The organism is Desulfobulbaceae bacterium (assembly GCA_013792005.1).
Lineage (GTDB): Bacteria > Desulfobacterota > Desulfobulbia > Desulfobulbales > VMSU01 > VMSU01.
In genome coordinates this window covers 1-25,337 of sequence record VMSU01000107.1, presented here as the reverse complement: position 1 = coordinate 25,337, position 25,337 = coordinate 1, and the positions used below count along the sequence as shown (strand labels likewise).

Sequence of the window (25,337 nt, the reverse complement as noted above, 5' to 3'; positions counted from 1 at the left end):
ATGATTAAATTCAAACAGATAGTCTGGGTGATAATGATCGTGGGCGGATTTGTGTTGACGTCGTGTTCCCCGCCAACGCCACACATGGGGCAGCCGATAGGTTCGGTTCTGACCGTGAGCAAGGAGAAACCTGTGGTGTCTTCAGTTCAGGATGGTGAAGAACAACCGGATACCCAGTGCTCGTATTTCTATTTCTTGTGGGGAAAGACTGCCGAGACTGAGGGGCGATATGATGAGGCGCTTGAGGCCTACGAAAAAGCCGTTGTTTGTGACAGTGGCGCCGACTATGTAATCAGGAATCTGACTGTGCTTCTGCTGAGGATGAATCGAAAACAGCAGGCCATGGACTGGGTCGAGAAGTTGATGCAAGCCGATCCTGAAGATCAGAAAGTTAAACTTTTTCAGGCAGATCTCCTGGGTGCGATGGGGGAAGGGGAGAGGGCCATCGCCATTTATCAGGCGCATTTGGTTCTGGAGCCAAAAGATACCGAAGTCCTGTTGAAGCTTGGGAAACAGTATTTAAGCAGTCTTGACTACTTAAAGGCGAGAGACAGCTTTGAGCAATTAGTATTGATTGAACCAGACTCGTTATTGGGATTTTATTATCTTGCCCGGTTGTATCGGGAGTTAAAGTTTAATCAGAAGGCTGCAGAGGCCTATCAGAAGACCCTTGATCTTAACTGGACGTCGCCGTTGGCTTTGGAGGCGGCTGATTTCTATGAATCCCAGAAGATGACCGAGCAAGCTGTCGCTCTTTATCAGGAACTCTTAAGCGATGACGAAAGCAGCGAGGACGCGGCTAACCGTTTAGTTAGGCTCTATCTAATCCAGAAACAGTCTGATAAGGCCTTGGCAGTATTGAAGGAATTACGGGGCAATGCTCTTGATAACCAGAAAGTTGATTTGGCCATCGGCCGGATATTCATGGATCAGAAGAAGTATCAGGAGGCGATCACAATTTTTCGTGAGATGCTGACCCGTGATCCTCAGTTGAACGTGGCCCGTTCGTTGCTTGCCCTGGCACTTTATGAGGCTGGTGATCGTGCGCAAGCTAAAAGTGTTTTGCTGGCAGTCAAGCCGGATGAGCAAGGATTTGATGACGCACTTTCCCTTCTGGTCAAGATGTATGCCGATGACAAAGAGTTTTCCAAGGCCATTGGCCTGTTGACTAAGGTGATCAGTGCGTCGAAGGGTGAGACCCAGAATTATGAGTTTGCCATTTCGTCCTTGTATGAAGAGCAGGGTAAACTCGTTGAGGCAGAGAAGGCGCTGCTCGAGTCTCTTCGTCGCTATCCGGAGGAGGAGAGCGGTTATTTTACTTATGGCATGTTTCTGGAGCGTCATGGGCGTCTGGCCGAGGCTATTGCTCAGATGGAAAAGGTGTTGATTCTTAACCCTGACGATCCTCTGGCCTTGAACTATATCGGGTATTCATGGGCTGAACGGGGAGTCAGGCTTCCTGAGGCCTTGGAGTATGTCAAGAAAGCAGTTGAACAGCGTCCTGATGACGGTTTTATTCAAGATAGTCTGGGGTGGGTGTATTTCAAGATGGGAGATCTCCAACAGGCTGCCGAGACCCTGGTGAGAGCCATTGCCTTGGAACCCGAAGACCCTACTATTCATGAGCATCTTGGAGATGTTTATCTTGCCCTTCAAAAGCCGCAGTTAGCGCTTGATACATATAAAAAATCCTTGGAGTTGAGTAACAAGGATGAAGATAAGGCCCGAGTCTCGGCCAAGATCGGTGCTATTACCCCCTGATGTCCTCCGTGCAATTCATGAACACCAGATCGTAACGGATCAAGCTCTAGCCGATAGCGAACCTATTTTCAGCGATGCATTCAGCACATCCTTTTCTCGGTTGTTCTCCTTGTCGAAGAATCAACAGGACAGAATCACGGGCTGTTTGTCCTATCTGCCTTCGGCCTACTATTGAACCAAGCTGAAGAGTTTTGACTCATTTTTCACAGAGCATGAGGTCTTATGAGATATCGTAGCGGGGGAAATAACGTCGGCCACCACGGGCATGTTGGTGGCTGGTTATCGCTTGGCAGGGTGAGGCGGTTTGTCGGACTCTGTTGTCTGGTATTTATTGTTACAGGGTGTGCTACGCTACCTAAGCGAGCGCCGCTTTCAGATAGTGATGCGGTTGATGTTCGCAAGAAATTCAAGGTTATGTTGAATGATCAGCGGCAGTGCCCGGCTTCGTTTGATAGTGATGTCGTTGTTACTATCAATAACCTTGTATGGTCCGGGACCATTTCCGGGTACCTGAAGGCTATGGCTCCGGCCTTTATTCGTTTTGAAGGGATTAATCCCTTAGGCTTGACCGAGGCTATTCTGGCAGTTGACGGAGAGAATTTTACCTATGTCTCGGTTCGGGACCAGCAGGCCTATGTTGGTCCTCTTAATGCCGATTTGCTCAATCGTTACGCACCGGAAGGGTTGGCGACAGCGATGAGTTATTATTGGCTCTTGGGGCGGATACCGCCTGGCGCCCTGGGGATTGGCGAGGTCGGCCGCGACCAGGAAGGTCTGGGCTATTGGCTTGATTTGCGCTATGTCGAGGGCGGGAACCGTTCCATGATTCTGTACTCCCCTGAGCAGCAGTTGATTAAACGGCATTTGGTGCTGAATGGCAATGGGGGCATTGCTGTTGATCTGAGCTATGACTACCAGGGTTCCGAGAAGGCGGCCGATTGCCAATTGCCCGTTAAGATTATCATTCAAGGCCGCGGCAGTGGCAGCTTAACTCTTGGTTTCACCAAACGGTACCCGACTCCTTCCTTGGACCCTAGCCCGTTTTCAGTGACTCCTCCCTCTGACTATAAAAGGACTGTTGTTCAGTGAATATACGAGATGCTGTTTTACCCCTGGTAGTTAAGCCGAGCCGTTATTGTGGCAATGAATACAATGTAGTGCAGAAGGAGTGGCAGAGTGTCAGTTTGCGTATCGTTCTGGCCTTTCCCGACCTCTATGAGATCGGGATGAGCCATCATGGTCTGCAGATTCTCTATCACATTATCAACGGTAGGTCCGAGTTTCTGGCAGAACGGGTCTATGCCCCTGACCGTGACTTGGAAGAGGTCTTGCGGAAACTGGACAAGCCCCTGTTCGCACTTGAATCAGGACGACCTCTTGCTGAGTTTGATATTGTCGGAATTACTTTGCCGTATGAACTCTGTTACAGCAATATTCTGACCATCCTGGATCTGGCCGAGATTCCCTTGTACAGCCGCGACAGGAAGGATGATCATCCTTTGATTATCGGCGGCGGTCCTTGTGCCTTCCACCCGGAACCGGTAGCTGATTTTTTTGATGCCATCCTCCTTGGTGATGGCGAGGAGGCGATCCTGGCTATCGCTGATCTTGTGCGAGCAGGCAAGGAAAAGGGTCTGGGGCGGAGGGAGATATTGCAGTTTATGTGCCGAATCCCCGGCATGTATGTGCCCAGCCTCTTTGAACCGCACTACCATGAGGATGGTCGTCTGTCTGCCATAACGCCGCTTCTGCCGGAGTATCAGTCCGTCCGTCGGGCTGTAATTGCCGATCTGAACCAACAACCAATTATAGATAAACCGCTGGTGCCTTTGAACAGGATTGTCCATGACCGCTTGGGGCTTGAGCTTGCCCGTGGCTGTACTCGTGGCTGCCGTTTCTGTCAGGCCGGAATGATTTATCGACCCGTGCGTGAGTTGCACCCTGATCAAGCGATGGAGCGAGCCTGCCGCGGCATTGCTTCCAGCGGCTTTGACGAGTTGGCGCTCTTGTCTCTCAGCACTGGTGATTACTCTTGCCTCGCTCCGCTCCTGGTCCGGTTGATGGACCATTTCGCAAAGCAACGGGTTTCAGTATCTATGCCATCGATGCGGGTCGGTACCCTGACTCCTGAGATTATGGAACAGGTAAAACGGGTGCGCAAGACCGGATTCACCATCGCCCCGGAGGCCGGGAGCGATCGTCTTCGACGGGTGATTAACAAGGGTATCACCGAGGATGATCTGCTGCAAACGGTACAGAGCGCCTTTGGTTTGGGTTGGAAGTTGATCAAGCTTTACTTTATGTATGGCCTGCCCTTTGAAACCGAGGAGGATCTGGCCGCCATTCCTACCCTGGTTGCTAAGGCCATGCACCTTGCCGGACGCAGTGGTCGGACGATTAATGTCAGCGCCGGGACCTTTGTTCCTAAGCCTCACACCCCATTTCAGTGGGAGCCGCAGCTTGGCATTGACGAGGCCAATCAAAAGACCGATTTTCTTCGGCGCACTCTGCCCCGTAACGCCAAGTTAAAGTGGAATGATGTCAAGCTGAGTTTTCTCGAAGGCGTGTTTTCTCGGGGAGATCGGCGCTTGTCCGCCCTGATTGAACGGGCTTGGCGAATGGGGGCTCGTCTTGATGCCTGGTCAGAACATTTTCAGCTCGCTCTGTGGCGACAGGCGGCAGAAGAGTGTAGTCTTGATCTTAGTTGGTATCTGCGTCGTCGGGGTCGTGATGAGATCCTGCCTTGGCAGCATCTGGATGCGGGGATCGATGCCGATTTTCTGACCAGGGAGCTGGACAAGGCCAAAGATGAGGCCTACACCCCGGATTGCCGTTATCATGGCTGCCAGCAGTGCGGCTTGTGTGATTTTAAGACCATCCGACCGGTGGTCTTTTCTCCTTCCGAACTGTCTCCCCCGTCGATTCACAATGAGTGTGAGGAGCCGCTCCGAGGTCAAGGATCTTTTTATTATTGGATTGAGTATCAACGTCATGAACAGGCCAGGTTTCTTGGGCACTTGGAGCTGCTCCAGGTTATCTTTCGGGTCTTGAAGCGGGCCGGAATGCCGGTGCTCTTTTCTCAAGGGTTTAGTCCATCGCCTAAGGTCTCGTTCAGTCCGGCCCTGTCTGTAGGGACAGAGAGTCTTGCCGAATACTGTATTGTTGAGACCGGAGCGCCGTTGCAGGATCTTGAAGATTGGCGGCAGCGGCTGATGGCCCAGACGCCACCGGGGCTGTCCGTGACCTCTCTCTCTCTTGGCGCGAAGACGCCTCCTGCTCAGATTGCGGTTGATTATCGGATTACTCTTGCCAAACCCTATCCTGCCGACAGCGTTGACAACTTTTGTGCCAGTGACCACTATCCGATCAGCGTGGTGCGTAAAGGCAAAAAGCGGGAACTTGATGCCCGGCCAATAGTGGCGGGCATGTGTATGGTGGACCCGAGCACCGTTGAAATGACCATGATGGTTGAGGCTGCCAAGGTAGGGGTTAAGCCGCAGGAGTTGATGGTCAAACTCTTTGGCATTGAGGCGGATGAGATCCCACAGACAAGGATACTTAAGTTGGCTTGGCGCGCGCTTTCGTAAGAACGTCAAAGCTCCAACTCACTGTTTTTTTCGTTAGGGCGAGGCAACAAAGTATAAAAGGCCTTGTCCGTGTTTCGGTTTACGGAGCCATGGGGTTTATCGGGTGGTGGAGATATGAAATTTTCGGAGTTGTTAACCACTAGGCAGAGTGTGAGAAAGTATCAGGATAAGCCGGTGGAGGAGGAGAAAATCGCTCAATTGATCGAAGCGGTCCGTCTCTCTCCCTCTGCCAGTAACTCTCAGCCTTGGAAGGTCATTATCGTTAATGACCCTGTGGTAAAAGATAGGGTGGCCAGAGCGACCTTCAGCTCCATCGTTTCTTTTAATAAGTTCGTTCCTCAAGCCCCGGTCCTTGCCGTTTTCACTATCCAAAAGCCTAAGCTCATTACTCAGATCGGCGCTCGCTTGAAAGATCGTGAATTTCCGTTGATCGATATTGGTATTGCTGTCGAACATTTTTGCTTACAGGCAGTAGAGTTGGGGTTGGGGACCTGCATGCTCGGCTGGTTTGACGAAGAGGCCATTAAAACGTTGCTGCATATCCCATTAAAGATCAGGATCGGCCTGCTGGTTACCTTAGGCTATGCCGTAGACGGCTATCCGCTTCGTAAGAAAATACGCAAAGACCGAAGCGAGATGTGCAGTTTTAACCGTTACTAGTGAGGTTAGGTAGCTAGGCGCGGACGGTTTTTTCCGTAGCCACCAGGGTTCACTTTCTCTATTAATCGGTATTGCTAATGCGACGATCAACACAATCAATACTTCTGTCAGCTCTGGTATTTCTAGGTGCTGGGCATTTTAGTGGTTGTGCTCCTGCATGTTATGCTTCATCTTAATCCTGTTGATAACGTTCGGGTCTGCGGTAAAAGGTAACGATGTCGGTTTAGGTGGGCAAGGAAGGTGGAGCGAGTCTGTGAATGGGGTCCCTCGGAGACTTAAATTATAGGCATGAACCATTAAGGTCTCCAGATTGACTACGTCCTCAATATTATAAGCCAATAACGTTTCAAGAGCTTTTCTGTCCCCTGTCGATTTATATTCCTGCCACAGCAGCACGGCAAAATATCCATCGACCCCATTAAGATTTCCTCGGTCGAGTCCAAGCTGTTTCTCGCAACTTTTCAGTCCCCCACGATACCCAAGGTTTCGTAGGACATAACGTAGATCAATATGTGCCTTGTTAATTTTTCGCGCGAAGGAATGTTCAAGGAACGGGATGTCGAACGTCTTGCCATTATAGGAGACAAGGACATCGTATCGGTCGACATCCTCAATAAATGATTCCAGGTTCTCACCATTGATATAGTAGCGTATTTCGCTCCCATCATAGGTGGCAATAGTGGTTATCTGGTCCTGACATTCACTAAGGCCTGTGGTCTCTATGTCCAGGAAAACAGTTGTATGCCGGAAGTGTGGGAATAAGCGCCAGTGCTGATTGACGTTCAATAAATCATAGAAATACAGAGGGTTATTGTTGAGGTGTTGCTGTGACTCCTGGAGATGTTTTTTGATGATAGAGATTTTACTTGGAGTTAATCGAATAGGGCCTGGTTCTTTGAAATCTTCCCAGGAAGTAAGGCCTGCCTCCCAGAATCGTTTTTCGCTCTTAAGGCCTATGCCTGGTATATGACGAAAGGTATGTGTCAGCATTAAAGTCCTGAAGGTAATATCTACAACTGTTGGTTATGGAAATGGGGAACCGGGAACAATGCCGGTTGGTCTGTTGAGCTATTTCCCAGGAGAAGGGGGATCATTTCCGAGAGTGTGAATAAAGGCGGTGCTATAGTAGGCGATGAGTGAGCAGGTAACAATGAGGAATTTTCCCCTTGTTATTTGCTCGTAAAGCTTGCCATAATAAAAGGAAAAATGCATGATGCATGTAGGCATTGTCGTTGCCCAAGCGGCAGTGTGTTGTTGTCCGCCAGGTGCCGAATACTCGTAATCTCAACTATCAGGAGCGTTAATCATGAGTAAATCTCAGGACACTAAAAAAGCAGTCAAGAAGGAACCGGCCAAGACCATGAAGGAAAAGAAAGCCGCCAAAAAAGTCAAAAAGAGTGAAAAGACTAAGTTTAAACCGCAATGACAGTCCGAAAGTTGGTGGGCAGGGCAGTCGCAAGGGGCGAGGCGTAAAATCAGGGGATATCCAGTCAGTCCGCAATTCGATTGCTCGGCACTCCTCTGAAGATGATCGACAAGCACCCTAATCCCGCCCACCTTCTGCTTGCCCTCGCTTCTTGCGGGTTATAAGAAGTTTGACGTTACCATTAAATCAGGTTGTTAGAAATAATTGTAACTGCTCAGGTTGTCGGTTTACGGTTGACAGTTGACGGTTGACAGTTGACGGTGATTGGGGCCTGCCAATGGATGAGGACACACTGACATTGAGTATCATACGATGATTTATGACTAATCATAATTCTTTTAACCGTAAACCGATACTGATTACCGTTAACCTGTGTAGTTACCATATATCTTTAATAACTCGACGAATAACTGACACTAAAACATAGGGTTACAGGCGTAGAGACGCTTGGACACTGTGGTGAAAAAAAAGGTTATGAGAAAATCTCACAACCATCAGGCAAACTCCACCCGGTTTCTGCCCTTGGTCTTGGCCCGATATAGGGCTTGATCGGCCTGATGGATGACCTGATCTGCGGTGTCGATTTTGGCAATCGCCTCCTCGGAGAGACTGACTGCCCCGATGCTGATTGTTATCTGTAGAGGATCAGAGGCTTCCAGCTGAATCACGTGAGAGCCAATCAAAGTCCTGAGTTTTTCCGCTAGGATTCTGGCGCCATCAGCTCCGGTCTCCGGGAGGAACTGGACAAACTCTTCTCCTCCGTACCGAGCCACGGTGTCGGAAGTACGGCAGTTACTCCTCAGCAGGATTGCCACTTCTCGTAAGACCAGGTCACCGGCCAGATGCCCATAGGTGTCATTGACTATCTTGAAAAAATCGAGATCAATCAGCAGACAGCTGATCGGATACTGGTGACGTTTGGCCCGGCTGATCTCCTCTTGGAGCTTGGAATAAAAATATCGTCGGTTGTAAAGTCCGGTTAACTCGTCGGTTATCGCCATTTCAGCGATTTTAGCCTGAATTGTGGCGAGGCGTATCATCAGGCTGTGGATGAAGAAGTAGATAGTTCCCAGCAGGACCGAGACGGTGGTTATAAAAAGACCGATCAGGATATAGCGGTTGATGTTGAGCGCTCGCTGTACATCCATCATGTCAAAGGAGACGCTGATCCCGCCTCGAACATCTCCGATTTTATAGCCTTGTTGCGCGTGGCACTGGAGGCATGACTCTTCGACGAACAGGGGAGCCATGTAGCGGAAAACTAATGAGTCTCCGTTCTGTTGCCTGGTGGTAGCCTCTATTTCCCCTTTTTCGAAGGAATTGAGAGCTGTTGTTTCGAAATCATCCGGAGTGTTCTGTGGATTCAGGGGAGTCAAGCTGGTGATGTGAAATTGGAACGCCCCGTTTGGGTCTTTTTTAGCTAATTCTGAAATTTCTCTAGTCATCAAGGCTGGGTTTTTCTTGGTGTAGGTTTTGCCGTCCACCGTCTGGATATCTGGGGCGATCAAGTAGGGATTGGAGGCTATGCCCGGTGTCTTTTCGATATAGACTCCGCCGTAGCCTGCATTCCAGCGACGGGTCAGGATGATATTGTTGAAGTGGGCCTTGGCTCTGATCGTCAGTCCTGTTTCAACCAAGCGTTTGTTGTTGAGGAAAAGGCCGATGAAAATGCTAAGGATGCCTAGAAGGATGACCAGGCTGATATTGATGGCGAAGGTCTTCCAAACTTTTTTGTCGGCAAATTCTGAAAATGGCATGTGATATCTAGACCAATAGTGTGGTGGGAAGCTGATGGGCATACCGTGACTGGCGCTGCTGATTAGTCGTGTTCACTCGGGGGTGAAAATACTGATAATCAGGAAGAGTACGGTCCTTTACCCCGGCTGTGCCCAGCAGATCATCATACCTCTGACATGCTTAAGTCATATGGTGATGCTAAGACATAATTCGAATTTTTTATGAAAGTCAATCTCTTAAAAATTCTCGCCTGAATGGGTAATTGTACTGAAAGATCTGTCAATGGCGGAATATTCATTATAAGATTTTGCATGGGCGCCTAAATACCTGGTATGTCCGAGGTCGAGGCCCTGTGCTTTGAATTTGGTGCAAGGTTTATCGTCTGCCGCGACTGGTCAAAAAACGATCCAGTTGATTGGCAAAGGCCTGCCGGTCACTCTGGTTCAAGGAAGAGGGGCCTCCTGTCTCGATCCCGGTTTCCCGCAGTTCACTCATGAAATTACGCATGCTCAGCCGTTCCCTGATCGTCTCTTCCGTATAGAATTCACCACGGGGATTGAGGGCAAAGCCACCTTTGTCTATCACTTGGGCAGCCAAAGGGATGTCTGCCGTGATCACCAGGTCTCCTGGTTGAAGGCGCTGGACTATCCGGTTGTCTGCCCCATCAAATCCGTGAGGAACGATTATGGCTTTAATGTACTTTGATGACGGAGGGCGGAGTAATTTGTTTGCCACCAGAGTCATCGGGGTTCGAACCCTCTCGGCGGCACGATAAAGAATCTCTTTAATTGTGTTGGGGCAGGCATCGGCATCGACCCAGATGTGCATATTTTTCTCCTGCGCGTCATAATAACCGGACATTAACTGATCAATATTCTGGGATGTTTATCAAGTTCATTTTTTGGTGTCCAGGGAGAGCTTGGTTGATGGTTCACACTAGTCACTTACTGATAAAATTTTGTCAGTATAGTTAATTCTATTGATGATTGTTTTCTGCTGTGATCAAATGAACTGAGTATTGTACCTGAGGTGAGGGTCGCAGTCTAATAATTTTAGCTAGAAGACAATTCATGGTTCCCTTTTTATCTTCAGCATAATGAGCCAAGCGATGGTAAACGATTGCAGGGCACCCCATCTGCTTCGCAGTCTCGCTACGTTCGCTTAGTTGTCATGGGGTTGTTCACATACCGAAGTATAGCTCGCAGCCCCATTTCGCGCATCTGGGGTGCCCTGCAATCGCTTACAGTTCTGAAGTAGAGCGTAGTTTCTAGTCGTTACCCCGTGATCACTTACAAGCGATGAGTTTTTGGCATCATTTTACTCAAACAAGGAGGCAGTTATGAAAAGAGTATGGATTTTGACGCTTCTCTCGTTGGTTTGGTTGACGGCTTGTGCTGTTGTCCCTGCCCGGCACGGTCATGGTCCTGATGGAGTGATGGTTGTGCCCCTGCTGCCCTCTGTTGTGGTGCTGGATGTAGAGCCGTTCTATTTTTACAGTGGCTTTCACTATCATTATCTAAGAGACAGGTGGTACTATTCAAAGTCAAGGCGTGGGCCTTGGTTTGACTTGCCAAGAGGGCACTATCCCAAAGAGGTTCGCTTTAAGGAGAAACATCGGGATAAATATCGAGACATAGACAAACGAAGGGATAAGGGCAGGGATCGGGACTAGAGGTTGGTAGCTGGGGAGGTCGGGCCAACTGACTCATCATCAGTAAGAATCACAACGCTCATAGCTTTAAGTTCTATGCGCAAGTTTCCATAGTATCGTCACTTAAATTACTTACATGAGGAAGAAGATATGAAAACAAACACCCTGTTTGATTCGCTCTCCATCGGAAATCTTCGTTTGAAAAACAGAATTGTCCTGGCTCCGATGACGAGGGGACGCGCAGGAATAGAGCGTGTTCCAAATGAGTTGATGGCTGAATATTATTACCAGAGATCATCAGCAGGTCTTCTGATAACCGAGGCGACGGTGGTCTCACAGCAGGGAGTAGGCTGGATTGATTCGCCAGGGATTTATACCCATCAGATGGTCGAGGGATGGAGGAAGGTCACGGAAAAAATCAAGCCCACACATACTCCTATCTTTCTTCAGCTTTGGCATTGCGGGAGGGCTTCGCATAGTGATTTTCATAATGGTGAGCTTCCTGTTTCAGCTTCAGCCGTGAAACTTAATGGAGAGAACATCCACACTCCTTTTGGCCGTAAGTCGTATGAGACGCCACGGGCTTTGTCTGTGGACGAGATTAAGGCAACTGTGGATGATTTTCGTCAGGCGGCGATCAATGCTAAGGAGGCTGGTTTCTCAGGAGTAGAAGTCCATGGCGCCAATGGCTACTTAATCAATCAATTTCTTGACTCGAAAACGAATCAGCGTACCGATCAATACGGTGGCAGTCTTGAGAACAGATTCCGGTTTTATAAGGAGGTGCTCGACGCCGTGTTGGAGGTATGGGCGCCTGAGCAGGTAGGTGCCCGCATTTCACCGAATGGTGTATTTAACGATATGGGCAGCCCGGACTTCAGAGAAACCTTTCTGTATGTGGCACAAGAATTAAACAAATTTAACCTTGGCTATTTGCATATAATGGATGGCCTGGCCTTTGGTTTTCATGAGCAGGGTGAGCCAATGACCCTAGCTGAATTCAAACCGGTTTATCAAGGAGTGGTAATCGGTAATTGCGGTTACACTAAGGAGATGGCGGAGCAAAGAGTGGCAGAGGGTAATGCCGATCTGATAGCCTTTGGCAGGCCTTTTATAACTAATCCTGATTTGCCCGAACGTTTTCAGCATAATTGGCCTCTTAATCCTGCCGAGGATATGTCTCGGTGGTACAGTCCGGGCAGTGATGGGTACACGGATTATTCCCCTTTTAAACAGGTTTGATCCGGTTACACCGAAATTCAAACATACGCCTGGCGGGTCCTGCGCAGGGCCATGATCCGGTTGCCAATGTTTTATCGATTCATCAAGAAAATTGAATGAGGGGATGTATGAAATTTAAGGATCAACTGAACAGGATCAGGGCCCACCTTATGAGCCTGGATGACCAGCCCTTGGGCAAGGCAGCGCTGGTTATTATCCTGTTTCTCGATATCTTCATCCTGACAGCCATCTTCAATGGCCTTGATGAGCATACCAGGCAACTCTCCTCTCCTGACGACTATATCCCCACTGCCTGTCGGGAGATCGTTATCGACCGTCACTGGAACCCTACCAATCGTATTGACAATCTTTCTCAAAGAATCATCTCATTCAGCGCCAATTATTATCAGAGTGCAGAGAAGAAGAGAGGGCGGCATGCGGTTTGTGTTCCCTACCTTGATCTCTTGGATCAAATTCAGAACGATAAGGCGTTGGTCCGTCTCATTGAGGACCGCACTAAGTTTGCCAATGAAGTAAAAGAACTCCAGCGAAGGATTGGTAATCAAAAAGGTGTGTATGATACTTCTTTGCTGGAAACCATCGCGCAGGAGCAGGAGAGCCAAACGGAAGTTGGTGCGACTAAAAAAGATTTTCAACACAACGCAACCGCCCTTGATCGTCTCAGCAATCAGGTCTCATCCTTGGATCAGACTATCAATGGGGATTCTCGAGTCAAGGCACTATGGGAACAGATTGATGGATTGCATGAACAGGGCCGGCAGGAACTGATCTCTGATCTGCGAAGGTTGAATTTTTGGCACCCGGTAAAGGTGCTGGGGATGCAGATGATCTTCCTGCTGCCGTTGTTCCTGGTGTTTTATGTCTGGAATAGCGCGAGCATTAGGAGATCCCGAGGGGTTCAGACCCTGGTCTCCTCCCATCTGTTGGTAGTCTCATTTGTTCCGATTCTCTGCCAGCTCATCGAAACTGTGTACAGCATCATCCCCAAGAAATTACTGAAGACGCTTATTGAGCTGTTGGAATCACTCAAGCTTGTGGCGATCTGGCATTATCTTGTCATTGCTCTTGCTGTGGTAGCTGCGCTGTTGCTGATCTATCTCTTTCAGAAGAAGCTTTTTTCGCGCGAGAAGCTTCTTGAACGCAGGATCATGAAGGGGGAGTGTCAGCGCTGTGGTAAGGGGTTGCCCTTTGGCGCGTCCGCCTGTCCGTTCTGTGGCTTTGCGCAATGGCGACCATGCAGCGCCTGTGGTAAACTGAGGCATGTCTATGGCACTTATTGCCAGGAGTGTGGGGTGCGGGCGGCAGAGTGAGTTGGTCCAGTATGAGATGTAAAGCTTCGGGCGGAATGAGGGTCAGTTGTGGCATCTACTCTGGCCCCGAATCTGTCAATTTATCTCGACTGATGGGGTTGTGGTAATTTTTTGGGTTCACAACGAGCTGAGGTGTGCTGTACTATAGTATAGTTCATCAAGATGGAATTCCAGCAGACCTTGGCAGGGCGCGAAATTCCATTCTGATTGAAGAATGTCACCGTCATCTCCTGATGCCAATTTCTTTTGGGAGCGCCATGAATCAGAAAGCCGCCTTTATCGTTGGGTATTGTCTGTTGTTGTTTTCCTTTAGCGTTCAGACTGTTGCGGCCAGTTCGGTTGCGACCGATCCTTTTGTCCTCGGCAAGCAGGCCTTTCAGGGCCAGGATTACAGCACTGCCGTTCGGTATTTTCAACTGGCGTTTATCGATGACCCTGCTAATATCGAGATCAGTTTTTATCTTGGGCTTGCGGCCACCGAGGCTGGAGAGTATGAGACTGGGGTTATGTCGTTTGAGCGGATACTGATCATGCAACCGGGTGCGATGCGGGTGAAACTTGAACTCGCCCGTTGTTATATGCGTCTAAGGTCCTTCGAGTCTGCCAAGCAGTATTTTTATGAAGTTCTTGCTGGCAATCCGCCTCGAGCTGTGCGGATAAATATTGATAACTACCTCTCAGCCATTGCCGCAGCCGAACGGCGGCACTTTTTCAGTGGTACGGTCTCTGCCGGAATCAGCTTTGACGACAACATCCGTTCGTCCCCCGGGGACTTTCTGTTTACCTCATTTGATGGGTTGAATTTTGTCACTCATGACCTGTCGGCTCCCTCGCAATCCGACTATTACACTACCGCCAGCGTGGTGGTGAGCCATATCTATCGCAGGGAGGGTAGCCCTTTTGCCTGGAAGACTACGGCCACTACCTTTAATAACCTTTATGGCGACTATCATGATTTGGATGTCAACCTGTTTGGTCTTAGTACCGGACCTGCCTATGAGACACCCACGGCATTGTACGAGGTCCATGGAATGTTTCATGATCTGCTGGTCGAGCATGATCCGTATATGCGGCCAATGGGTATTGGTGGCTCGGCGATAGTCAGTTTGAGTTCGAAGCTTATTGCCAGCGCTACCACGACTCTTCAGGAAAAACGATATCAGGAGGACAGTAATTCGGTAAAGGATGCGACAACCTTTACCCTTGGTCTCAGTCCGATACTCATGCTTGGCAATAACAGGATTACCGTCAGCCTGGGTCATGAGCAGGAAAGGGCCGATGCCGATTATTGGAGTTATAACCGGCGTGCTTGGGGGGGGCGGTATGACCGGGTTCTGCCCGTGGATTTTACCGCCTTTGCCGGGTTCAACCGCCAGAGGACAGAGTATGGGGCCATCAAGCCCGGCGATGTCAGTCAACGTTTAGATAGAGTAAGTGACTTCTATTGTGGGGTCACGAAACTATTGTGGCAAGCAAAAGGTAGGAGGCAGAATCTCCTTGGACAGTTGAGCTACACCTACACCGAATCCGACTCTACTGTCAGCGTTTATGACTATCGAAAAAATGTATCTGTAGCGATGTTCTCCTATGGGTTCTAACGAGAGAGGGACTGTATGATCCGGCTTCTATTCTTGATTGCCGCTCTTGCTGGTATACTGTTTGATGTTGCAGGCGCCTTTGCCGTCAGTCCTGACTCTGCGGCCATTGCCACGGTCGTGGCGGTAAGGGGGCAGGTCACAGCCACCACCCCGCACGGTGTGGTTAGGACGCTTGTGATAAAAGGCCCGGTGTTTGAGGAGGATATCTTGCGCACCGGGAAGCAGGGAAGGATCCAACTGCTGTTTCGTGATGCCTCAATCATCAGTCTTGCTTCCGATACCGAAATGATACTTGCAGAGTATCATTGGGATCAGGAGGCTAAGACCGGTAAGATGAAGACTAGGGTGAAAGAGGGGACCTTTCGGGTCATGGGTGGTGCGTTAACGAAATTTGTTCCCCAAAATTTTACTACCGAAACCCCCACGGCCACTATTGGGATCAGAGGATCCATGTACGCAGGAACGGTGAGGGGAAATTCTCTTTCCGTGGTTTTCCAGGGCGGCAAAGGGATCGATATCACCAATGCCGCTGGGACGGTTGCCATTACCACGCCGGGTTTCGGCTCCCAGGTCAGTAGCACCGACCAGCCCCCAAGTCCGCCTAAGAAGTTGAGTGGGGCAGAGCTTGGTATCTTTAACGAGACTATGACCGGTACCCCGCCGGAAGAGAAGCAGACCGGTAAGTCGGACCAAGAAAAAACTCCAATGAAGAAGAAGCGAGAGGTCGGTGATAAGACCCCGGCAGGGAAGAAGGAGATGAACGAGGCGCCGAGTGCCTCCTCCACGGCCCTGGCCAGTGAGATGGCGCTGAAAGATCTCTCTGGCCAGGAGTTAGGAGTGGATTCCGTACCTCCCCAGCTAACAACTGCTTTGCCGGTTCCTGTTCCGGTGCCGCCGGTCCTCTATGAACCTAAGGATAATCCGGATAATTTGCCGGTTATTCTGCCGCCAGCCGTTCCCGTTCCCCCTAGAGACGGTATTTCCGGCTATAAGGGTACATTTAAGGGAATTTCCACTCCAGACCTCGGGGCGATTGGCGGGGACTTTTTGATGGAGGTTAACTGGCACAGTGGCAAGGCTGTCGGGGGCATGAAGGATCAGACAACTCCCTACGGGGGACCGGTCTTCTTTTTTGGAACGGTCAAAGATGCCAATCTAACCGATATTCATATCTTCGGCAGTGATGCCGGGGACCCACCAAGTTCAACGATCCCAACAAGCCTGACTGATGGGGTTTCGCTCTTGTCTGGTGCCGGAACGGGCGGTTTTGCCGGCACTCAGGTTGAGAGCTTTACTGCCAGTGCAACAGGCGGGGAGTACAGCCTGCGCATCCCGGGAACCCCTTTGGTTTCACAATGGGAAGTGACGGTCTCCGCCGCTCGGGGACCTCAGGATCCGCTTGATCTCACTTCACTCAAGGGGACATCACTCTGGTCTGGGTTTGCCGTGGGCGTCTCCGAGAATGTGAATGGGCCTGATGTCGAACGAAAGCTTTTCATGAATACTGTCGCCGACGGCATTGACGAAGAGTTTATCCTGGCAATCGATAGAGACTTGGGCACTATTACCGGTCGGTTTAAAGCACCTCAACTTAACCGGATGTCAACGGCCACCTCTAGCACCACCACCCTTGGGTCTGTTATCGGTTCCAACTTTGGCGGTCTGGAGCTGGAAATCGGCGGTAGCCATGGCTCGGCCTATGTTTTAGATGATGCCATGATGGCGATCATCGGCTGCTCCGGCAACTGTATCAATGATGATAGCACATCGACACCTGTATTTAATGTTGGTCTTACCCCCTATGGTAACTACTTGGTTACCGAGGTTCCTGAACGACAGTTTTCCGATTACGTCAGCTGGGGCCATTGGGAGATCACCCATCAAGAGCCGGATGGGCCGGATATGGTGGATACGGTCGACGATATGTATCACACCCATGTCCCTTACTCCCTGTGGATTGCGGGGCAGAGAACTCCAGCAAGCTTTGTTGATTCGTTGCTCAATAAGACGACCTTTGTCGGTCATTACTCAGGGAGGGCCCAGGGGCAAGTGATCGATTCAATGAATCATGCTTCCCCGCTGACCAATGGCCGAACCAATCTGGCCATTGATTTTGGCCAAGCTTCTGTCGTCTCGGCAGTTACCGGGGCCTTGTCCTTTGACGAGGTTACTTTGAGCATTAACTCGGCGGCATCGCTGCTTACTGGGCAAGGATTCAAGGCGAGCATTGTTAACCCCGGTGTCATCGACAGCGCTGTTAATGGGGTATTCTATGGACCAACAGTCAATGCCATCGGCGGAAATTTCCAGGCCGAACTCAGTACCCAGCGATACCTTGGGATCTTTGGTGGCAACTTGGTCAACGGTCCTGCCCGTTGAGCTTTGATATTTTCCCCTTCCCTGGCGGGTGAGCTATCAGTACCCGCCATAATCTCTTCTTCCTGTGCTAACGGAATGTGCTTTCATGCTCAGAGCCAAGAATTTGTATCTCGCGGTATCTTCTCCGTTTGCAACCGGTTGTCTGGTTGTGGTTGCGGCCTGCCTTGTTTTTTACTCCTTTGGGGGAGTTAAGCCCCGATTCCTTGAACAACTCGATAACCAGATCACCGATGTCATGTTTCGTTGGCGTGGCCCGCATCCCAGCAGCGGGTCGGTGGTGGTGGTCGATATTGATGAGAAGAGTCTGTCGCAGATCGGTCAATGGCCCTGGCCCCGAACAGAGGTGGCCCGTCTGCTTGAGGCTATTGCCGGCCAAGGGCCTAAAGCCATCGCTATGGATATCGTGTTTGCCGAAGTCGATCGGACTTCTCCTCGCTATGGGCTGGGTGAGCTTGAGCCGTTTTTGGTTCAGCGTTTCAGCCTTGAGGAGATCAACGACCTCAAGACTGATCAACGCTTTGATCATGATGCAACCCTTGGTGGTGTTGTTGCCACAACCCCAACCATTCTCGGGTATGTGTTTCAATGTTCTGACGATGGACTCAAAAATCCGGCAAGCGTCCCTTTTCCCTCTATTAATCTCTCTCTCGAGCCGAAAGAGATCAACTTCGCGGACCTTCCTCTGCGTAAAGCCTATCGGGCGATTGTCAACGTGCCTGCGGTGGCAATAGCTCAGTCGGAAGGGTTTTTCAATGTGATCCCCGATCCGTCAGGGACGGTTAGAAAAGTTCCGTTATTCATGGCCTATGATGGGATTCCATACCCCTCGCTGGCACTTGAGGTGGTGCGAATGGGGCTTGATGTCAGTTCCGTAACGATTTACGCCACAACGCATAGCCGAGGTCGTTTCCCTCTCCTGGGAGTCAGCGTGGGCAGCCATTTTATTCCTACTGATAGCGCAGGTCAGTTGACGGTTAATTTTCGTGGGCCTGGGAGATCATTCCCCTACTATTCAGCCGGGGATGTTCTTAACGGCAGAACTCACAGTTTCAAGGACAAGTATGTGCTGATCGGCACGTCGGCAGCTGGGCTTCATGACCTTCGGGCGACCCCATTCGGCACTGTAGTTCCTGGGGTAGAGATTCATGCCAGTGTTGTTGATAATATCCTGAATGGCGACCCTCTGCGGCATGATATCTACACCGAGATTGGCTTGACCTATACAGTGATTATCGCCGGAGGGGTAACTCTTGCGGCGCTGTTGGCCTATTCTAGTCCTTTGATTGGTGGTCTGGGGGGGATGGCGCTGATTGTTTTCACCTTGGTGTATGGCACTTATCACCAACTTTTCTTACAGGGAGTTGTGGTGGGGGTGAGTTATCCCTTGCTGACCCTTTCCTCAGTGTTTGTCGTGGTCACCTTGTTCAACTACTGTATCAAGGATCGGGAGAAGCGATTTATCCAAGGTGCCTTCAGTCATTATGTCTCACCTCAAGTAGTCCAGGAGCTTGTCGATGCCCCGGAAAAACTCATTCTAGCGGGTCAAGAGCGGGAACTGACGGTATTCTTTAATGATATCCGTGGGTTTACCTCTATTTCTGAAAGCATGGCCTCGCCGGAGCTTGCCCGTTTCCTTAATGAGTACTTGAGCGCCATGAGTGATATTATCATGGCGCATCAGGGGACTGTGGATAAGTATATCGGTGATGCGATTATGGCGATTTGGGGAGCACCACTGCCGGACCAAGAACATGCGGTTCATGCCCTTCGGGCGGCTATGGCGATGGGTGATGCCTTACGGAAGCTTCAACCGGAGTGGAGCAAAAAGGGTCTGCCGGCAATCGAGATTGGTGTTGGGATCAACACCGGACGAGTGAGTGTTGGTAATTTCGGCAGCACCCAGCGTTTCGATTATACGGTGATCGGTGACAACGTCAATCTTGCCTCTCGTCTTGAGGGTCTGAATAAAATCTATGGCACCAGCATTTTACTTAGTGAGCCTACCTATGAAGCGGTTAAGGGGGCTTTTTTCTGTCAGTTAGTCGACAGGGTTCGGGTTAAAGGGAAGGATCGTCCGGTAGCCATCTATCAACCTCGGTGCGAGGGGGAGCCTTCGACTAAGATCCTTGAGCAAAGCAAGAAGTTTGAGGAGGCGCTCGGGTATTATCAGGGTCAGAACTTTTATCAAGCCCGGGCAATCCTTCTGTCATTGCAGCAGGAGGAGCAGTCGCCTATGTATGATCTGTATCTTGGTCGAATCGATGCCTTTCTGTTCGATCCACCCCCACCTGACTGGGACGGGGTATTTACTGCAACGAGTAAATAGGCTTGAGTGGTTTGGTTTGCATTAAAGATATTTGAAGGAGGATGTCTCAATGGTTACCGTGCGCAAAGTTTGTAAAGTTTTTACTGGCAAGCCAACCATTGAAGGGGATGGAGTTCACTTGAAAAGAGGATTTGGATTCAGTGAGGCGCCGGAGTTTGATCCTTTTCTGCTCTTTGATGATTTCCGTTCTGACACCCCAGCTTACTATATCAAGGGGTTTCCTTGGCATCCTCATCGGGGGATCGAAACGATCACCTATGTATTGAGAGGCGACGTAGCACACAGCGACAGTTTAGGTAACTCGGGGGTTATCAGTTCCGGCGATGTTCAATGGATGACTGCCGGGAGCGGGATTATCCACCAGGAAATGCCAAAAGGTGATAGTGAGGGGAAGATGTACGGATTTCAGCTCTGGGCTAATTTGCCAGCTCGGGATAAGATGATGGACCCGCGGTATCGAGATGTGGCAAGCACCCAGATCCCCGAGGTCAAACTGTCTAGTGGGGTGATAATTAAGGTTATTGCCGGGGAGGTCGCAGGAATTGTGGGGCCGGTGCAGGGTATTGTCATCGATCCGGAGTATATTGACGTTACTGTGCCAGCGAAGACGGAGTTCAGACATCCGGTGAAACCGGGGCATACCGTTTTTGCTTACCTTATCGATGGGCAGGGATCGTTTTGCGGGGAGAAAAAACCTGGTACCTGTGAAGTGGAGGAGAGCAGCTCGGGTAATCTTCAGCAACAATCATTTGGTGTTAATGGTGAGATTATTCTGTTTGGCGATGGTTCTGAAATTATGGTTTTTACAGAGGATCAGGAGGTGCGCTTCCTCCTTATTTCCGGCAAACCTATCGGTGAACCTGTCGCGTGGCGGGGCCCGATTGTGATGAATACCGCTGGAGAGCTACGAGCTGCCTTTGAGGAGTATGATCAGGGTACGTTCATCAAATTCAGGAGATGAAGGTAAATAACCTATGACCGTGAGGTTCGGACGAAATGGTCTCTGGGTAGGTAAGGAGTATTTTGGGTAATGCCGAGGAAGATGGTGACACTACCATAACCGTCAAATCAAGTTATTCAACCAAGAGGAGTGATCGTGGGCCACAGTGCTGATCCTGAATACGAATATCATAGCTTGCAACAACGGCTCTCCCAAAAAGTTCAGGCGAACCCTCATTCGCCGACCTTGATGAAAATCCTCCGCATTTTGTTTTCGCCTGAAGAGGCCCGATTGGCGAGAAAAATTCCGCACAACCTGACGTCGATTCCAGCTCTATCAATAAAACTTAATATTCCTGTCGATGAACTGAATGATAAGGTGACAGAACTGGCACGCCGGGGGGTGCTGTTCGATCTTGAATGCGATGGTCAGCGCTATGTTACTTTGCCGCCGGTTGTCATTGGTTTTTTTGAATTTGTTTTCATGCGGGCGCGGCCGGATATTTCCATGAAGGAACTTGCTTATCTGTTTGAACAGTATTTTACCGAGAATGATGGCGCCCTTGCCAAGTCTTTTTGGCAGGGGGAGACGCAGCTTGCCCGCACTTTTGTTCAGGAAGAGGTAATCCCAAGCAGATCGCATTCCGAGGTCCTTGATTGGGAAAGGGCAACGCATATCGTCTCCGCGGCAACGGTAATATCTGTTGGGCTCTGTCAGTGTCAGCATCTTGCTCAACATCATGGCACAGCTTGTGATAAGCCTCAAGAAGTATGCCTGTCATTTGATTATGCGGCTCAAAGTCTGGCCCGGAATGGCTTGACTAGATTAGTAACAAAAGATGAAGCAATGGGTATCTTGGCTCAATGCAAAGACGCAAACCTTATCCAGATTGGCGATAACGTACAGCGGAAAGTAAGTTTCATTTGTAATTGCTGCAGTTGTTGCTGTCATATGCTTCGTGGTGTCAAGACCTATAATCTTAACAAGGGTATTGTCTCTTCAAACTGGATCATGGAGGTGGATCGTTTCAAATGCACGGGGTGTGGGGAGTGCAGTAAGGTCTGTCCTCTTGATGCGATTAGAGTTGAGAAAGGCCTAAGCCACGAGAAGAAAAAACAATGGGCAGTGTTAAATGATGAGGTCTGTCTGGGCTGTGGAATATGCAGCAAGATTTGTAAAAGCGGTGGCGCAATGATGAAGCCTCGTCCGCACCGGATCCTGGCGCCGGAAACTATATTTGACCAGAGAGTGGCAATGGCAATAGAGCGCGGCAAGTTGGCGGATATGCTTTTTGATGATCCGGAAAAACTCGGTCATCGGGCCTTGGGGCGGCTAGTCAGTCTTCTTGAGAAAACAGCGCTTTATAAAACAGCAATGGCTTCGGAGTCGATTAAATTATCAGTTCTCAACCTGCTGGTCAAGGGAGCAAAGAAACAGGCGGGAGTTTTTGCCGATCATTTTTCGTGATAGTTTTTTAAGTGCGCAATGCCGATAGCTTAAGAGGAAAACCAAGAAAAAATTGAAGCGAAAAAAGTAAACGTTCACCAGGGGCACCGAAACTACAGGTAACCCCGGAACTGTAAACGTTCACCGGGTGCCCCAGATGCGCGAAAGCGGTCTGCGAAGTGTGCTAGTTGCACATAAGCAGGCCGCTAACAAAGCAGATGGGGTGCCCAGTGAACGTTTACCGAAAAAATGCGATTATTAAGTGCGAGGTTGTTCACATGGGGGTAGCTGCAGATATTGTCATTATTGTGGTTGCTGCTTTGTTTGGCGCGCTCATTGCCCAAAAGCTTAAGCAGCCGTTAATCTTAGGGTACATCTTTGCCGGAATTGTTGTCGGTCCGTATACGGGTGGGGTTACGGTCGGCGATATTCACGAAATTGAACTCTTGGCGGAGATCGGAGTGGCCCTGCTTCTTTTTGCGCTGGGGCTGGAATTTTCTATCAGCGAACTAAAACCGGTACGGAATATTGCTCTTTTTGGTACACCAGTTCAGATTCTGTTGACCATTGGAGCTGGCTATGTGCTTGGTAAATATATGGGCTGGTCTAGTGCGAGTTCATTATGGTTAGGGGCCTTAATCTCTCTCTCCAGCACCATGGTGACATTGAAAACACTTATGGGCAGGGGACTTATGGGGACACTTTCCAGTCGGGTGATGATCGGCATGCTCATTATTCAAGATCTCGCTGTCATCCCGATGATGATTATCCTCCCTCAGCTGAGCAACCCCAAGGCAGGTTTGCCACTCTTGGCCATAGCTGTAATCAAGTCCGTAATTTTTTTAGCGCTGATGTTTTATTTAGGTAGGAAGTTACTCCCGTGGTTGTTGGCACATGTTGCCCAATGGAACTCCAGGGAGCTTTTTATTTTGTCCATTACAGCCATAGGTCTTGGGATTGGGTATGCCACATATTTATTCGGACTCTCGTTTGCTTTTGGCGCCTTTGTTGCTGGGATGGTGCTCAGCGAGTCTGATTACGGCCATCAAGCGCTGAGTGATATTATTCCGTTAAGGGATATCTTTGGTCTGTTATTTTTTACATCGGTTGGGATGCTTCTGGATCCGGTATTTTTATTTGAAAATTGGATCAAGATTTTCTCTATCGTTTTGGCTATTGCAGTTTTTAAAGGGACAGTCTTTTGGGTGTTGGCGATGCTATTCGGATATATCAATATTGTGCCAATTGCAGTCGGGTTAGGGCTGTTTCAGGTAGGGGAGTTTTCCTTTGTTCTTGCACGGGTAGGACTTGAAACGAAGGCCATTGATCAAGATATATATTCGCTTGTTCTTGCCATTTCTGTCATAAGTATGGCGATTACCCCATTTGTTTCAACGCTTGCCCCTTCACTCTATCAGATAAGGAAAAAGTTATTTAAAAAGGAGTTATTGCAAACAGAAAATCTCCCTCATCATGGACTTAAAGATCATGTTGTCATTGCTGGTGGTGGGCGTGTGGGGCAACATATCGCTCAGGTTCTGACTCAACTTAATCTCCCTTTTGTTATTATCGAATTGAATCATCAGCGAATGGTTGAATGTAAGGGTGCAAAATTTCCAGTGGTTTTTGGGGATATGAGCCAACCAAATGTACTTGATGTTTCAAAAGTTCATTTGGCCAGGCTTTTGTTGATTACAACTCCATCAGTTGTGACCACTCAGTCCATCGTCAGACAAGTTCATCGTATTAAGCCGGAACTACATATAATTGTCCGGGCCGATGGCACAGAGCAAATGCGGGCGTTGTATGAAAGTGGGGTTTATATGGCCGTGCTGCCTGAGATGGAAGCAGGGTTGGAAATTGCTCGACAGGCGCTTCTTCACTTGGAAATCCCGGTATCTATCATTCAAAAATATACTGACGCGGTACGGCAACATCTTTACGCTCCAATTTACAAATCGAATAATAATCATCAACTCCTGACCAAATTTGATAATATAAAAAATATGTTGGAAATTTCATGGGTTACTCTTCTTGCTGATAGCCCTCTTATTAGTAAAAGCATTAAAGAAGCAGCCATTCGCACCAAAACCGGAGTTTCAATTGTTGGAATTATCCATGAAAAAGTTTTTTATTCCAATCCTAAAGTGGACTATTGCTTCCAGGAAGGTGATTTGGTGGCGATTGTTGGCAACCAACAAGAGCGGAATGGCTTTAAGAGGTTGGCAGAAGTTTGATTGATTCTGGTGTTGACTTAGGAGCCTGTCGGACTTAGGCATAAATCTACTGCAAATTCGTAAAACCGGCCCATATCTCCATGAATTTTCGTTAAATAGCCCTGCTATTCGTCTCAAACTCATGAATATCTGGTCACAATTTTACGAATTTTCGCTACGATTCTCTAAGTCCGACAGGCTCCTAGTGCCTAATTGTAGAAATGATCGATATTGCCACAGCCGTCACCCATGCGAAGGCCGGAATGAAGATACAAGGTGAAATATAATGGCATGTGATTTTGTCATTAAACACTAGCTGCTTTTTGAGGCCCTTTACGTGTCACGCCATCATTAGATGATTTTTTGCTTGGTGCTCAGGCTTTTTGTAATGGAGGTTGCCCATGAAAGTCATCGCAGCAGTTAACGGCCTGATTACCTCGGAAGTCGCGGCTTTTTATGCCTTGCGGTACGCAGCCGTTCACGGGTTTCCTCTCGTTCTGCTTCACGTAAAGAATTCCAAGGACAGTCTGGATGACGTAGAGCGAAGCATGGACGTTATCGAGGAGGCGGCTGAGATCGACAATGTCGTTACTGAAAGGGTGGTGCTGGGGGGGGATCCGATCAAGGCCATCAGGAGTTTTGTTGATGCCAATCGGGTTGATATCCTGTTTTGCAGCACTTCCAAGCGGTGTCGGTTTTTTGAAAAATCATTGCGGGAGCAGTTGGTTCGTTCTCCGCTTTCCGCCGATCTGGCGGTGGTGCAAGTGGTCCGGCTGGACACCCACTATTTGGTGCGGAATATGGTCTTGGCGATCCAGGAGGATAGGCTGTCGGTGAAGAAGTTTGCACTGTTTGCCTCATTTGCCAAGGCATATAAAGCCGCAACTGAAGTCTACAGTGTCACTCTGGTTGACGCCAAAAAACTGACGGAGTTGGATATTCCTCTTACCCGGTCGATGTTGCGTAAAATCAATGATCGTCTGTCCCATTATGTCAAGCTTGCCTGTTTTATGGATATTCCTCTTCGGATTAAGCATGCGGTTGCCCGAAACGAGATC

Annotated in this window: 17 protein-coding genes; 14 read left to right on the top strand and 3 right to left on the bottom strand. The window is 49.3% G+C overall.

Annotation, left to right across the window (positions count from 1 at the left end):
- From FP815_06160 to FP815_06145, 4 genes are all read left to right on the top strand, one after another.
- Nucleotides 1-1,761, top strand: coding sequence for a tetratricopeptide repeat protein (locus FP815_06160; protein ID MBA3014523.1), 1,761 nt, complete (start codon nucleotides 1-3; stop codon nucleotides 1,759-1,761).
- Between the two features lie 222 nt (nucleotides 1,762-1,983).
- Nucleotides 1,984-2,850, top strand: a complete 867-nt coding sequence (locus tag FP815_06155; GenBank protein ID MBA3014522.1) for a hypothetical protein — start codon at nucleotides 1,984-1,986, stop codon at nucleotides 2,848-2,850.
- Nucleotides 2,851-2,852: 2 nt separating this feature from the next.
- Complete coding sequence (locus FP815_06150; protein ID MBA3014521.1) at nucleotides 2,853-5,348, top strand: TIGR03960 family B12-binding radical SAM protein; 2,496 nt, start codon at nucleotides 2,853-2,855, stop codon at nucleotides 5,346-5,348.
- Between the two features lie 114 nt (nucleotides 5,349-5,462).
- Entirely contained in the window at nucleotides 5,463-6,008 is a 546-nt protein-coding gene (locus FP815_06145; GenBank protein MBA3014520.1) for an NAD(P)H nitroreductase, read from the top strand.
- 138 nt (nucleotides 6,009-6,146) lie between these two features.
- On the opposite strand, the gene FP815_06140 is transcribed toward FP815_06145, so the two are convergent.
- The 3 genes from FP815_06140 to FP815_06130 form a co-directional block, all read right to left on the bottom strand.
- Nucleotides 6,147-6,998 (bottom strand): exonuclease, encoded by an 852-nt coding sequence (locus tag FP815_06140; GenBank protein ID MBA3014519.1) that lies wholly within the window; start codon nucleotides 6,996-6,998, stop codon nucleotides 6,147-6,149.
- A 930-nt stretch (nucleotides 6,999-7,928) separates the two neighbouring features.
- Entirely contained in the window at nucleotides 7,929-9,191 is a 1,263-nt protein-coding gene (locus FP815_06135; protein MBA3014518.1) for a diguanylate cyclase, read from the bottom strand.
- A 355-nt stretch (nucleotides 9,192-9,546) separates the two neighbouring features.
- Nucleotides 9,547-9,999, bottom strand: coding sequence for a YaiI/YqxD family protein (locus tag FP815_06130; GenBank protein ID MBA3014517.1), 453 nt, complete (start codon nucleotides 9,997-9,999; stop codon nucleotides 9,547-9,549).
- Nucleotides 10,000-10,510: 511 nt separating this feature from the next.
- Here FP815_06130 and FP815_06125 point away from each other — a divergent pair.
- From FP815_06125 to FP815_06080, 10 genes are all read left to right on the top strand, one after another.
- Nucleotides 10,511-10,843, top strand: a complete 333-nt coding sequence (locus FP815_06125) for a hypothetical protein (GenBank protein ID MBA3014516.1) — start codon at nucleotides 10,511-10,513, stop codon at nucleotides 10,841-10,843.
- A 129-nt stretch (nucleotides 10,844-10,972) separates the two neighbouring features.
- Nucleotides 10,973-12,064: an alkene reductase gene (locus FP815_06120; protein ID MBA3014515.1), complete on the top strand. Its 1,092-nt coding sequence runs from the start codon at nucleotides 10,973-10,975 to the stop codon at nucleotides 12,062-12,064.
- Between the two features lie 95 nt (nucleotides 12,065-12,159).
- Nucleotides 12,160-13,374 carry a zinc ribbon domain-containing protein gene (locus FP815_06115; GenBank protein MBA3014514.1) on the top strand — a complete coding sequence of 405 codons (1,215 nt, stop codon included), beginning with the start codon at nucleotides 12,160-12,162 and terminating at the stop codon, nucleotides 13,372-13,374.
- 134 nt (nucleotides 13,375-13,508) lie between these two features.
- The gene (locus tag FP815_06110) at nucleotides 13,509-14,972 is read left to right on the top strand and encodes a DUF560 domain-containing protein (protein MBA3014513.1); all 1,464 of its coding nucleotides are present in this window, start codon (nucleotides 13,509-13,511) and stop codon (nucleotides 14,970-14,972) included.
- Nucleotides 14,973-14,987: 15 nt separating this feature from the next.
- The gene (locus FP815_06105; GenBank protein ID MBA3014512.1) at nucleotides 14,988-17,351 is read left to right on the top strand and encodes a hypothetical protein; all 2,364 of its coding nucleotides are present in this window, start codon (nucleotides 14,988-14,990) and stop codon (nucleotides 17,349-17,351) included.
- A gap of 85 nt (nucleotides 17,352-17,436) precedes the next feature.
- Entirely contained in the window at nucleotides 17,437-19,677 is a 2,241-nt protein-coding gene (locus FP815_06100) for an adenylate/guanylate cyclase domain-containing protein (protein ID MBA3014511.1), read from the top strand.
- Nucleotides 19,678-19,726: 49 nt separating this feature from the next.
- Nucleotides 19,727-20,638 (top strand): pirin family protein, encoded by a 912-nt coding sequence (locus tag FP815_06095; GenBank protein MBA3014510.1) that lies wholly within the window; start codon nucleotides 19,727-19,729, stop codon nucleotides 20,636-20,638.
- 135 nt (nucleotides 20,639-20,773) lie between these two features.
- Entirely contained in the window at nucleotides 20,774-22,084 is a 1,311-nt protein-coding gene (locus FP815_06090) for a 4Fe-4S dicluster domain-containing protein (GenBank protein MBA3014509.1), read from the top strand.
- A 257-nt stretch (nucleotides 22,085-22,341) separates the two neighbouring features.
- Nucleotides 22,342-24,300 (top strand): portal protein, encoded by a 1,959-nt coding sequence (locus FP815_06085; GenBank protein MBA3014508.1) that lies wholly within the window; start codon nucleotides 22,342-22,344, stop codon nucleotides 24,298-24,300.
- Nucleotides 24,301-24,680: 380 nt separating this feature from the next.
- Nucleotides 24,681-25,337, top strand: a 657-nt coding sequence (locus tag FP815_06080) for a universal stress protein (GenBank protein ID MBA3014507.1), incomplete at its 3' end; no start/stop codon positions are given.